12 protein-coding genes are annotated in these 12,107 nt (G+C 69.3%); 11 read left to right on the plus strand and 1 reads right to left on the minus strand.

What is annotated here, in order from left to right:
- Positions 1-184: 184 nt before the first annotated feature.
- From ACWD35_RS24505 to ACWD35_RS24555, 11 genes are all read left to right on the plus strand, one after another.
- Complete coding sequence (locus tag ACWD35_RS24505; protein WP_451353423.1) at positions 185-1,228, plus strand: ABC transporter substrate-binding protein; 1,044 nt, start codon at positions 185-187, stop codon at positions 1,226-1,228.
- A 4-nt stretch (positions 1,229-1,232) separates the two neighbouring features.
- Positions 1,233-2,093, plus strand: coding sequence for an ABC transporter ATP-binding protein (locus ACWD35_RS24510; RefSeq protein ID WP_451353424.1), 861 nt, complete (start codon positions 1,233-1,235; stop codon positions 2,091-2,093).
- Positions 2,094-2,224: 131 nt separating this feature from the next.
- Entirely contained in the window at positions 2,225-3,076 is an 852-nt protein-coding gene (locus ACWD35_RS24515; RefSeq protein WP_451353425.1) for an ABC transporter permease, read from the plus strand.
- A 113-nt stretch (positions 3,077-3,189) separates the two neighbouring features.
- On the plus strand, positions 3,190-4,554 hold the full coding sequence (locus ACWD35_RS24520; RefSeq protein WP_451353426.1) for an LLM class flavin-dependent oxidoreductase: 1,365 nt from the start codon (positions 3,190-3,192) through the stop codon (positions 4,552-4,554).
- Positions 4,551-6,173, plus strand: coding sequence for an FAD-dependent oxidoreductase (locus ACWD35_RS24525; protein ID WP_451353427.1), 1,623 nt, complete (start codon positions 4,551-4,553; stop codon positions 6,171-6,173). The genes ACWD35_RS24520 and ACWD35_RS24525 overlap by 4 nt, the downstream gene beginning before the upstream one ends.
- Positions 6,170-6,538, plus strand: coding sequence for a 4Fe-4S dicluster domain-containing protein (locus tag ACWD35_RS24530; protein ID WP_390855333.1), 369 nt, complete (start codon positions 6,170-6,172; stop codon positions 6,536-6,538). Before ACWD35_RS24525 ends, ACWD35_RS24530 begins: the two co-directional genes overlap by 4 nt.
- 56 nt (positions 6,539-6,594) lie before the next feature.
- The gene (locus ACWD35_RS24535; protein WP_451353428.1) at positions 6,595-7,494 is read left to right on the plus strand and encodes a TauD/TfdA dioxygenase family protein; all 900 of its coding nucleotides are present in this window, start codon (positions 6,595-6,597) and stop codon (positions 7,492-7,494) included.
- 92 nt (positions 7,495-7,586) lie between these two features.
- A complete protein-coding gene (locus ACWD35_RS24540) occupies positions 7,587-8,045 on the plus strand; it encodes an RrF2 family transcriptional regulator (RefSeq protein WP_451353429.1) in 459 nt (152 codons plus the stop codon).
- A 471-nt stretch (positions 8,046-8,516) separates the two neighbouring features.
- Complete coding sequence (locus ACWD35_RS24545; protein WP_451353430.1) at positions 8,517-9,623, plus strand: aliphatic sulfonate ABC transporter substrate-binding protein; 1,107 nt, start codon at positions 8,517-8,519, stop codon at positions 9,621-9,623.
- A gap of 15 nt (positions 9,624-9,638) precedes the next feature.
- Positions 9,639-10,460 (plus strand): ABC transporter ATP-binding protein, encoded by an 822-nt coding sequence (locus tag ACWD35_RS24550; RefSeq protein ID WP_451353431.1) that lies wholly within the window; start codon positions 9,639-9,641, stop codon positions 10,458-10,460.
- Complete coding sequence (locus tag ACWD35_RS24555) at positions 10,447-11,373, plus strand: ABC transporter permease (RefSeq protein WP_451353432.1); 927 nt, start codon at positions 10,447-10,449, stop codon at positions 11,371-11,373. Before ACWD35_RS24550 ends, ACWD35_RS24555 begins: the two co-directional genes overlap by 14 nt.
- Before the next feature lie 174 nt (positions 11,374-11,547).
- Here ACWD35_RS24555 and ACWD35_RS24560 read toward each other — a convergent pair whose 3' ends face one another.
- Positions 11,548-12,012, minus strand: a complete 465-nt coding sequence (locus ACWD35_RS24560) for a phosphatase PAP2 family protein (protein WP_451353433.1) — start codon at positions 12,010-12,012, stop codon at positions 11,548-11,550.
- Between the last annotated feature and the right edge of the window lie 95 nt (positions 12,013-12,107).

A 12,107-nucleotide genomic window follows, 5' to 3' on the forward strand; every position in this document is an offset into this window, starting at 1 on the left:
CCATCGGCCACCACGACTGTTGTCGGCGTAGGCGGCTGATTCCTCGCAGGCATTCCTGGCGAATCACTTTCCCCTTTCGCTGTCCGCATTGCTTGCGCCCAATTGCCGAGCACCCCTCTCGGTCACGGCTTCCTCATGCCATCGATTCCGCCTCAGTCCCCATTCGCGTGAACAGGACCTTTCCATGGCCACTACGGCATCGACCCGACGCCAGTTCCTCTCCCTGCTCGGTCTTTCTGCGGTGGCCGTGAGCTGCGGCACGACCGCCGGAGCCGCTTCCGGCAAGGGCCAGACCAAGACGCTCCGGTATCAGGGCTGGGCGGGTCAGGTGACCTTGCCCGAGCTGGCCGAGGATCTCGGCTATCTGGAGGACGTGAAGCTGAAGTGGGTCGGCAACACCATCAGCGGTCCGCAGGACATCCAGTCCGCGGCCACGGGTCAGGTCGACTTCGGCGGCGCGTTCAACGGCGCGGTCGTCAAACTCGCCGCGAACCACGCCCCCGTCAAGGCCGTCATCAGCTACTACGGATCCGACAAGTACGCCTACAACGGCTTCTACGTCCTCAAGGACAGCCCGATCCGCTCGGCCCGGGACCTGCTCGGCACGAAGGTCGGGATGAATACCCTCGGAGCCCATGCCGAGGCCATGCTCGACATCTATCTGCAGCGAGGGGGTCTGTCCCAGGCGGAGATCGGCAAGGTCGAACCCCTCGTGGTGCCTCCGGTCAACACCGAGCAGTCGCTGCGGCAGAAGCAGATCGACGTGGCCGTGCTCGGCGGCATTCTGCGCGACAAAGCACTGGCAGCCGGGGGCATCCGCCCGCTGTTCACCGACTATGAACTGCTCGGCGCATTCAGCGCAGGCACCTACGTGATGACGGACCGGTTCCTGAAGCAGAACCCCGACACGGCCCGCATCTTCGTCACCGGCGTGGGGCGTGCCATCGAGTGGTCCCGTTCCACTCCGCGCGAAGAGGTCATCACCCGGATGACGGACATCGTGAAGAAGCGCGGCCGCAACGAGGACACCGCACCCCTGAAGTACTGGCGCTCCTACGGTGTCGCCGAGAAGGCCGGCCTGATCACCGGCAAGGAACTCCAGCTGTGGGTCGACTGGCTGTCCGACCGCGGTGACATCAAGAAGGGCCAGGTCACGTTGCCGGACCTCTACACCAATGAGTTCAACGGCAACCAGAAGTCCTCCTCCGCCACCAAGAGCGGGAGCTGATCCCATGCCGGAATCCACCACGCAATCCACCACGCAATCCACGACGACCAAGATCGTTTTTGAAGGCGTGCGGAAGGACTTCACCGTCAGGGACCGCAGGGGGGATCGGCAGGCCACCCGTTTCACCGCCCTCGACGGCATCGATCTGGAGATAGCGGCCGGCGAGTTCGTCGTCCTGGTCGGTCCCAGCGGTTGCGGAAAGTCGACTCTGCTGGAGCTGCTCGGCGGCCTCGTCCAGCCCACCGGCGGACGGATCCTGCTGGACGGTCAGCCCGTCAGCGGCCCGGGCCTGGACCGGGGCATCGTGTTCCAGCAGTATGCGCTGCTGCCGTGGCGCACGGCGCAGGGCAATGTCGAGTTCGGCCTGGAGGCCACAGGCGTCCCACGGCGTCAACGGGCCGGACGTGCCCGCGAGTTCCTGGATCTGGTCGGCTTGACCGGGTTCGAGGACCGCCATCCGCATGAGCTGTCCGGCGGGATGCGGCAACGGGTGGCGATCGCCCGCAGCCTCGCCTACGACCCCGATGTACTCCTGATGGACGAGCCGTTCGCCGCGCTGGACGCCCAGACCCGGGAGTCGCTGCAGGACGAACTGCTGCGCATCTGGCAGCGCACCGGCAAGACCGTCGTCTTCATCACACACGGCATCGAGGAGGCCGTCTACCTGGGACAGCGCGTCGCCGTCATGACGTCCCGCCCGGGCCGCATCAAGCAGATCGTGCCCGTCGCCTTCGACTCCCGTACGGCGACGGACGACCTCCGCTCCAGTCCCGAGTTCGCGCGACACCGGCACGAGATCTGGTCGCTGCTGCACGACGAGGTGGCCAGGGCCCAGCAGTTGGAGAAGGAGGAGGCTTCCGTATGAGCCCCACAACCGACACAGCCGCCGAGAAGACCACAGCGCCGGGCTCGGCGAGCACCGCCGAGCCCGTCCCAACCGTTTCCCCCACTACGTCCACAGTGTCTGCTACATCCACAGTGTCTGCTACATCCGCTGTGTCCGCGCTCCGTGACGCATCGCCGTCGAGCGTGCGCCAGGTCCGCTCCACGGCGACCCGGTTCCGCCGGGCGGTCCGCCGGCTGCCCTACCTGCTGGTCAAGGGGGCGACCAGGTCCGTTGCGATCGTGGCTCTGCTCCTGCTGTGGGAGACCGCACCGCGCCTGGGTCTGGTCGACCGCACCTTCCTGCCTCCGTTCAGCGAGGTCGCCCACGCCTGGTGGGGACTGGCCGCCGACGGTCAGCTCGCCGACAACACCCGCGCCAGCCTCGTGCGCTCGTTCAGCGGATTCGGTCTCGCCGTGGCCGTCGCCGTGCCGCTCGGCCTGCTGATCGGCTGGTACCGGCCGGTCGCCGACCTCCTCGGTCCGCTGCTGGAGGTGTTCCGCAACACCGCCGCCCTGGCCCTGCTGCCGGTGTTCGTCCTGCTGCTGGGCATCGGCGAGACCTCGAAGATCTCCATGGTGGTGTACGCGTGCACCTGGCCGATCCTGCTCAACACCATCAGCGCGGTCCGCAACGTCGACCCGACCTTGCTGAAGCTGGCGAAGTCGATGGATCTGTCCGCGCCCCGGCTGTTCCAGAAGGTCATCCTGCCGGCCTCGGTGCCCGTGATGTTCACCGGCATCCGGCTGGCCGGAGCGGCGTCCATCCTGGTGCTGGTCGCCGCCGAGATGATCGGCGCCAAGGCGGGCCTCGGTTATCTGATCAACGCCTCCCAGTTCAACTTCGCGATCCCGCAGATGTACGCGGGCATCATCACGATCTCCGCCATCGGCGTGATCTTCAACCAGTTCCTGGTGACCCTGGAGCGGCGGCTCAGCTCCTGGCGCGTACCGGCCGACGCCTGACCCGGCCGCCCGCTTGTCTCACTGCCACCCGGTCCCGTCGCGCTGCCCCGCTCGCCTCCCGCCCGTGGGTCTCACTGCCCCTGCGTCTCACCGCCCCCGATCCGAGGTACCCCATGACCGCGACCAGCCCCCGACGCCTGCATCTCAACGCCTTCCTGTTGAACGCCGGCCACCACGACGCCGCCTGGCGCCACCCGCGTACCGAGCCCGAACGGGTCACCGATCTCCGCTATTTCCAGCAGCTCGCGCAGACCGCCGAGCGGGGCCTGCTCGACTCCGTCTTCCTCGCCGACGGCCTCGCCCTGTGGGGGAAGGTCCGGCACAACGCGCTCGGCGGCTTCGAACCGCTCACCCTGTTGTCGGCCCTGGCGGCGGTCACCGAGCACGTCGGCTTGATCGCCACCGTCTCCACCACCTTCAACGAGCCCTTCCACACGGCCCGCAAGTTCGCCTCCCTGGACCACATCAGCGGTGGCCGGGCGGGCTGGAACATCGTCACCTCCGGCACCGTGAACGAGGCCCGCAACTTCGGGCAGGACGAGCACCTGGAGCACCGGCTGCGCTACGAGCGGGCACGGGAGTTCGTCGAGGTCGCCACCAAGCTGTGGGACAGCTGGGAGGACGACGCGATCCTGCTCGACCGTGAGCGCGGCGTGTACGCCGACACCGACAAGGTGCGGGAGATCAACCACCGCGGCGAGCACTTCGCCGTGCAGGGCCCCCTGAACGTACCGCGCAGCCCGCAGGGCTACCCGCTGCTGGTGCAGGCCGGTTCGTCGGAGGACGGCAAGGAGTTCGCCGCCCGGTACGCCGAGGCCGTCTTCACCGCCCAGCAGACCCTCGCCGACGGCCAAGCCTTCTACAAGGACCTCAAGTCGCGGCTCGCCCGCTACGGCCGTACCGAGGACCAGTTGCTGGTGCTTCCCGGCATCGCCCCCGTCATCGGCTCGACGGAAGCGGAAGCCCGCGCGCTGGAACAGGAGCTGACGGATCTCCAGGTGCCCGAGTACGGGCTCGCCCAGCTGTCCGGGATGCTCGGCACCGACCTGACCGGGCTGCCGCTGGACGGGCCGCTGCCCGAGCTGCCCGAGGAGCGGGACATCAACGGCAACAAGAGCCGTTTCACGCTCGTCGCCGAACTCGCCCGCCGCGACGGCCTCACCCTGCGCGACCTCATCGCCCGGCTCGGCGCCGGCCGCGGTCACCGGGTGTTCGCCGGCACCCCCGAGCAGATAGCCGACCAGCTCCAGGAGTGGTTCACCCAGGGTGCCGCCGACGGCTTCAACATCATGCCGCCCCATCTGCCAGGCGGCTTGGAGGACTTCGTCGACCATGTCGTGCCGATCCTGCAGCGGCGCGGCCTGTTCCGCACCGAGTACACCGGCCGCACCCTGCGCGCGCACTACGGCCTGGCCCGCCCCGTCAACCGGCTGACCGCGACCACCGTGACGGCCGCGGCAGAAGGGCGGCCCGCATGACCGGACTCGACCTCACCACGGACGTCCTGGTGGTCGGCGGCGGCCCCGCGGCCACCTGGGCCGCGCTCAAGGCGGCCCAGGACGGAGTGGACGTCGTCCTCGCCGACAAAGGCTACTGCGGCACCAGCGGCGCCACCGCCTCCGCCGGAACCGGCGTCTGGTACGTCCCCCCGGAGCCCGCCGCGCGGGAGGCGGCCATGGCGAGCCGGGAGGCACTGGGCGGATTCCTGGCCGACCGGCGCTGGATGACCCGGGTCCTGGACCAGACGTATGCGGGCATGAATGAGCTGGCAGCGGCCGGACGCTACCCCTTCCCCACAGGACCGGACGGAAAGCAGCTCAGAAACGGACTGCAGGGACCGGAGTACATGCGCAGGATGCGCATCCGCGTCCAGCGCGCCGGAGCCCGCATCCTCGACCACAGCCCGGTCACCGAACTGCTCACCGACCCCTCCGGAGCGGTCGCCGGAGCCAGGGGCCACCGGCGCCAGGCCGGTCAGCCCTACCGGGTGCGCGCCGGGGCGGTCGTCCTGGCCACCGGCGGCTGCGCCTTCCTCAGCGGCGCACTCGGCTGCAACGTCAACACCGGGGACGGCGCCCTTTTCGCCGCCGAGGCGGGCGCGGAGCTGTCCGGGATGGAGTTCTCCAACGCGTACGGCATCGCGCCCGAGGGCACCTCCGTCACCAAGACCGCGTTCTACTCCTTCGCGACCTTCTACCACGAGGACGGCACGGTCCTGGAGGGTGCGGCCAGCCAGGGCGGCCGGTCCGTGATCGCGAAGGCGCTGCTCAGTGAGAAGGTGTACTGCCGCCTCGACCGGGCGGACGCGGCGGCCCGCAAGGCGATGCGGCTGGCCCAGCCCAACTTCTTCCTCACCTTCGACCGGCTCGGCATCGACCCCTTCACCCAGCACTTCGCCGTCACGCTCCTCGCCGAGGGCACCGTGCGCGGCACCGGCGGCATCCGCATCACCGGCGACGACTGCTCCACCACCGTCCCCGGACTGTATGCGGCCGGGGACGCGGCGACCCGTGAGCTGATCTGCGGCGGCTTCACCGGTGGCGGCAGCCACAACGCCGCCTGGGCCATCTCCTCCGGCACCTGGGCCGGCCGGGGCGCGGCCCGCCATGCCCGCTCACTCGGCGTCCGCGCCGGTACGAGGCGCCTGGTGGCCGCAGGCGGAGCCGGGCTCCGGCCCACCGGCACCCCGGGCTCCGCCAACGGCTTCCGGGACGTCATCGCCGCGGTTCAGGGCGAGGTGCTGCCGTACGAGAAGAACTACCTGCGCCGAGGCGACCGGCTCACTGCCTCGCTGGAGGTGCTCGACAGCGTGTGGGAGGAGGCGCGCGCCTCCTTGCACGCCGAGGGCGGAGACACCGTACGGGCCCGGCAGGCGGCGGCGATGGCGGCGCACGCCCGCTGGATGTACGCCTCGGCGCTGGCGCGCACGGAGACCCGAGGCATGGCCAAGCGGCTCGACTTCCCCGCACAGGACCCCGGACAGCACCACCACATCGTCACGGGCGGCCTCGACCGGGTGTGGACCCGCACCGAGCCCCTGACAACCGCCCCGTCGGCATCAGCGGCACCAGCCGCACCCCTGGAGGTGGCCTCATGATCGAACTGGTCTCGGCGGAACGCTGCATCACCTGCGACAAGTGCATCAAGGTCTGCCCGACCAACGTCTTCGACCGCGGCGAGGACGGCATCCCCGTGCTCGCCCGCCGCGACGACTGCCAGACCTGCTTCCAGTGCGAGGCCAACTGCCCGGCCGACGCACTGTACGTAGCGCCCGTGACCCGCCCGCTGCCCGACGGCTCCACCGCCCGCGACGAGGAGCACCTGGACCGTACCGGCCTGCTCGGCAGTTACCGCCGGCACATCGGCTGGGGACGAGGCCGCACCCCCGGCGCGCTACGGGCCGTCGGCCCTCCCCTCGGACCACCGGGGTCCAAGGGACCGTCCCTGCCCATCACCTCCTGACGACCTCCCGACCGATCACCTCCCCGCTGATCACCTCCTGGAAGGAACACCCGCACATGAGCACCAGCATCGGCTTCGACATCCGCAGGATCGGCGGCCGTATCGGCGCCGAGATCCTCGGCGTGGACCTCTCCACCGACCTCGACCCCGCCGTCGTCACCGAGATCAACTCCGCCCTCCTGGAACACAAGGCGCTGGTCTTCCGCGACCAGAACCTCGACGACGCCGGCCAGCTCCGCTTCGCCTCCCTCTTCGGCGAACTCACCACCGCGCACCCCACCGTCCCCTCCGTCGACGGCCAGCCCCACATCCTGCCCGTCGACGGCGACGAGGGCATCCGCGCCAACCACTGGCACACCGACGTCACCTTCGTCCGTACGCCCCCGAAGGCATCCACGCTGCGCAGCATCGTGATCCCGCCGTATGGCGGCAACACCCTCATCGCGAACTCGGCCGCCGCCTACCGCGACCTGCCCGAACCGCTGCGCGAGCTCGCCGACAAGCTCTGGGCCGTACACACCAACGACTACGACTACGCCGCCGCGAAGAACGAGAAGGCGGCCGAGCACCGCAGGCGGTTCGTCTCCCGGAAGTACCGCACCGCCCACCCCGTCGTCCGCGTCCACCCCGAGACCGGGGAGCGCGGGCTGTTCATCGGCGGCTTCGCCCAGAGCATCGTCGGCCTCGACCCGTCCGACTCCCGCGACCTGCTGCGCATCTTCCAGTCATACGTCACCCGCCCGGAGAACATCGTGCGGGTGACCTGGACACCGGGCGACCTCGTCCTGTTCGACAACCGCATCACCCAGCACTACGCCCCCGACGACTACGGCGACCTGCCGCGCCTGCTGCACCGGGTGACCGTCGCGGGCGACGTCCCCGCCGGGATCGACGGCACCCTCAGCCACGTCATCGAGGGCGACGACGCCTCCCACTACACCCCCGCCGCGGCCTGACCCCCACGGGCTGCCGGGCAGGGACACCCGCCACCTGCCCGGCGGCCCGCCCGCAAGGGACACCGGCCGAAGCCGTACGGGATAATGCGCACATGCGGATCTCAGCCAGGGCGGACTACGCGGTACGTGCCGCGCTGCAGCTCGCCGCGTCACGGGATGACGGGCCACTGAAAGCCGAGGCCATTGCCGCCGCCCAGGACATTCCGCACAAATTCCTCGAAAGCATCCTGAACGACATGCGCCGGGGCGGCCTCGTGCTCAGCCAGCGCGGCGGCAACGGAGGCTACCGACTGGCCAGGCCCGCCGAGTCCATCAGCATCGCCGACGTCATCCGCACCGTGGACGGACCGCTGGTCTCGGTGCGCGGCGTCCGCCCCCCGGAACTGTCCTACACCGGCCCCGCCGAGTCGCTGCTCCCCCTGTGGATCGCGCTGCGGTCCAACGTGCGCGAGATCCTCGAGGGTGTGTCGCTCGCCGACGTCGCATCGGCCCAACTGCCCGCCGACGTTTCCGCGTTGACCAACGCCCCGGGTGCCTGGGTAAACCCCTGACACGCTGGGCCCATCACCCACCGATCCCAAAACGCGAGATTGCGACGTCCATCATGTGAACTACCCCTTGGGGACGACGCCACCTTCTGCCACGATCCCTAGCAACGAGGTAGGAAAACTAGGGATCTATGGGGGTGGCCATGGGAACGCTCGACCGCACAGCCCAGTCGCTGCCTCTTCTGACCTCGCGCCGGCACATCGACCTCGGCCATACCTCCAGCGCCATCTGTCGGCCCCTCTGACGCCACAGAGCCTCCTCTCTCCCAATGAGCGCTGCTCTCCCGCCCGTCCCGCCTCGGTTCGGCGTTTCGGACACCCCCGGCTGACCGCGTCCCCCACGTTCCATTTCTCAGCCCGCGACGGCTTGCCTGCCGCCGACGGCCGACGAGTGGAGTGTCGGTGCATGCCGACAAGCAGTCGCCTCGCATCTTCGTATCTCCCTGCTCACTTATCCCCTGAAAGGACACCGCCGTGTCTGCCGCAAGACCGCTCACCACCCTGCGCACCATCGCCGCCGTAGCCGCACTCCCCCTTCTCCTCACCGCCTGCAGCTACGGCTCCAAGGCCACCGACGACGGCAAGCAGACCGCGGTCCCGGCAGGCGCCAAAAAGCTCTCCGCCGACGAAGTGAAGATCGGCTACTTCCCCAACCTCACGCACGCCACCGCTCTGGTCGGCGTCCAGGAGGGCCTGTTCCAGAAGGAGCTCGGCGGCACCACGATCAAGCCGTCCACCTTCAACGCCGGCCCCTCCGAGATCGAGGCGCTGAACGCCGGCTCCATCGACATCGGCTGGATCGGCCCCTCCCCCGCCATCAACGGCTACACCAAGTCGAACGGCAAGAACCTGCGCATCATCGGCGGTTCCGCCTCCGGCGGCGTGAAGCTGGTCGTCAACCCGAAGAAGATCAAGTCCCTGGACGACGTCAAGGGCAAGAAGATCGCCACGCCGCAGCTCGGCAACACCCAGGACGTCGCGTTCCTCAACTGGATCGCGGAGAAGGGCTGGAAGGTCGACGCTCAGAGCGGCAAGGGCGACGTCTCGGTCGTCCGTACGGACAACAAGATCACCCCGGACGCCTACAAGTCGGGCTCGATCGACGGCGCCTGGGTGCCGGAGCCGACCGCGTCCAAGCTCGTCGCCGAGGGCGGCAAGGTACTGCTGGACGAGTCGTCGCTGTGGCCCGACAAGAAGTTCGTGATCACGAACATCATCGTGTCGCAGAAGTTCTTCAAGGAGCACCCGGACGTCGTCGAGGCCGTGCTGCGCGGCTCGGTGAAGACCAACGCGTGGATCAACGCCAACCCGGAGAAGGCGAAGGCGTCCGCCAACGCGGCGCTGGAGAAGCTGTCGGGCAAGGCGCTGCCCGCCGACGTCATCGACCCGGCCTGGAAGTCCATCACCTTCCTCGACAACCCGCTGGCCTCCACCCTCAACACCGAGGCAGAGCACGCGGTCAAGGCCGGTCTCCTGGACAAGCCCAATCTGAAGGGCATCTACGACCTCACCCTGCTCAACAAGGTCCTCAAGGCCCAGGGCAAGGGCGAGGTCAGTGACGCCGGTCTCGGCGCCCGGTAACGGCAACCGGATCCGATGAGTTCCCAGGAGGTGACGACCGTGGCTGCCACGATCACCGAGGCTGCCGAGGACGCCGCGGCGGTGACGCACGCCGCCCGGATCGAGCACGTCTCGAAGTCCTTCCACGCCCCGGGCACGCCCGGCGGACAGCAGCTCGTCCTGGACGACATCACGCTCGATGTCGCACCGGGCGAGTTCGTCACCCTCCTGGGAGCCTCGGGGTGCGGCAAGTCCACCCTGCTCAACCTGGTCGCGGGACTGGACCGGCCGTCCACCGGCTCGATCGATACGGACGGCCGACCCGCCCTGATGTTCCAGGAACACGCACTGTTCCCCTGGCTGACCGCGGGCAAGAACATCGAACTCGCGCTGAAACTGCGCGGAATCGCGGGGCCGGAGCGCCGGCAGGAGGCTGAGCGGCTGCTGGAACTCGTACGGCTGCAGGGCGCGTACGGCAAGCGGGTGCACGAACTGTCCGGCGGTATGCGGCAGCGCGTCGCGCTGGCCCGTGCGCTGGCCCAGGACAGCCGGCTGCTGCTGATGGACGAGCCGTTCGCCGCCCTGGACGCGATCACCCGTGACGTCCTGCACGACGAACTGACCCGCATCTGGACCGAGACCGGACTCTCGGTGCTGTTCGTGACGCACAACGTGCGGGAGGCCGTGCGGCTGGCACAGCGGGTGGTGCTGCTGTCTTCACGGCCGGGGCGCATCGCCCGGGAGTGGACGGTCGGCATTCCGCAGCCGCGCCGCATCGAGGACAGCGCGGTCGCCGAACTGTCCGTCGAGATCACCGAAGAACTGCGTGGGGAGATCCGCCGCCATGGCCGGCACTGACACGGGTGTCGACATCGGCAAGGACGGCTTGCTGGCCGCCGGGCAGCCCCGGGATCCGCACGATCTGACGGGGCTGGAGGCCGGGCTCGACGCGCTGGAGTCGGTGCAGGCCGGTCGTACGCCGCTGCGCGAGACGCTGATACGCAAGGTACTGCCGCCCGTCACCGCCTTCGCACTGGTACTGGTGGTCTGGCAACTGCTGGTGTGGGCCGAGGTCGCCCCCGACTACAAACTGCCCTCGCCTTCCGAAGTGTGGGGCGAGGTACGCGATGCCTGGCTGCAGGGCGCGCTGCTCGACTACATCTGGACCAGCGTCTCGCGCGGTCTGCTCGGCTTCCTGATGGCGCTCGCCATCGGTACGCCGCTCGGCCTGCTGGTCGCCCGGGTGAGGTCCGTGCGGGCGGCCATCGGCCCCGTCCTGTCCGGCCTGCAGTCGCTGCCGTCGGTGGCCTGGGTACCGCCCGCCGTGATCTGGCTGGGCCTGAACGACTCGATGATGTACGCCGTGATTCTGCTCGGTGCGGTCCCGTCCATCGCCAATGGCCTCGTCGCGGGCATCGACCAGATCCCGCCGCTGTTCCTGCGCGCCGGACGGACACTGGGCGCGACCGGACTGCGCGGGGCCTGGCACATCGTCATGCCGGGCGCGCTTCCCGGCTATCTCGCCGGGCTGAAGCAGGGCTGGGCATTCTCCTGGCGATCGCTGATGGCCGCCGAGATCATCGCCTCCTCGCCCGATCTGGGCGTCGGCCTTGGCCAATTGCTGGAAAACGGGCGGAACAACTCCAGCATGTCGCAGGTGTTCCTGGCCATCTTCCTGATCCTGCTCGTCGGTATCGCCATCGAACTGCTCATCTTCAGCCCACTGGAGCGGCGGGTGCTGCGCAGCCGTGGCCTGCTGGTCACCCGCTGAACGAACGGTCCCGATCGACACGGGATGCGCGCCGCATCCCGCCGCACACCAGCACACCCCCGGCGCACGGCACCGGCTCCGCAGAGGCATCACCCCACAGCGGAGCCGGTGCCGCTCTGTGCCTGGGCTCCAGGACATCCGGAACGGAGACGAGCCGGGTCGCACCGGCCGGGGTCAGCCACCGTGCGTCCTTTTCCAGCCCGACGGTTTCGACGAGCCCCGAAGCTGTCGATGCCGTGGCACCACCGCCGAACGAGATGCCTGGGTCCACCACAGCTTCACCTGCACGGACATACGGAGCTCGCACAGCTCCGAGGCGGCGAACCAGCCGTACCCGAACAACCAGCCGCCGACCACGTCCGAGGGCCAGTGAACACGTAGCGCCACGCGGCTGAGTCCGACGAGCACGGCCACCACACCGGCGGCATCCGGCACAGCCCCGGCGGACAGCCCGGTCGCCAGCAGGGCAGCGCAGTGGCCGGGATGGAAAACTCGCTCCACGGCAGTCCGACAGCCGTTCCTGCGCCGGAGGGCGGGGACGGTCGACAGCGCGGCAGAGGGCAGTGCGCGCCGCGTCGCCGGCCGCCAGAACCAACAAGGCCCGGCACCGGTCGAGTTCGGACGCGACGGCCGACTCACGTGCCAGACATCGTACGGCCACCGCGGTGTACGCCACCGGACGTGAGCCCAACGCGGTTACGGCCAACCACATCCGTCTCCCCGTACGTGTTCGT

It is taken from the genome of Streptomyces sp. NPDC002671 (assembly GCF_053592475.1).

Excerpts from the sequence above, each read along its gene's own strand:
- ACWD35_RS24505 (WP_451353423.1), top strand. The coding sequence starts at position 185 with ATGGCCACTACGGCATCGACCCGACGCCAGTTCCTCTCCCTGCTCGGT.
- ACWD35_RS24510 (WP_451353424.1), top strand. The coding sequence starts at position 1,233 with ATGCCGGAATCCACCACGCAATCCACCACGCAATCCACGACGACCAAG.
- ACWD35_RS24520 (WP_451353426.1), top strand. The coding sequence starts at position 3,190 with ATGACCGCGACCAGCCCCCGACGCCTGCATCTCAACGCCTTCCTGTTG.
- ACWD35_RS24525 (WP_451353427.1), top strand. The coding sequence starts at position 4,551 with ATGACCGGACTCGACCTCACCACGGACGTCCTGGTGGTCGGCGGCGGC.
- ACWD35_RS24530 (WP_390855333.1), top strand. The coding sequence starts at position 6,170 with ATGATCGAACTGGTCTCGGCGGAACGCTGCATCACCTGCGACAAGTGC.
- ACWD35_RS24535 (WP_451353428.1), top strand. The coding sequence starts at position 6,595 with ATGAGCACCAGCATCGGCTTCGACATCCGCAGGATCGGCGGCCGTATC.
- ACWD35_RS24540 (WP_451353429.1), top strand. The coding sequence starts at position 7,587 with ATGCGGATCTCAGCCAGGGCGGACTACGCGGTACGTGCCGCGCTGCAG.
- ACWD35_RS24550 (WP_451353431.1), top strand. The coding sequence starts at position 9,639 with ATGAGTTCCCAGGAGGTGACGACCGTGGCTGCCACGATCACCGAGGCT.
- ACWD35_RS24555 (WP_451353432.1), top strand. The coding sequence starts at position 10,447 with ATGGCCGGCACTGACACGGGTGTCGACATCGGCAAGGACGGCTTGCTG.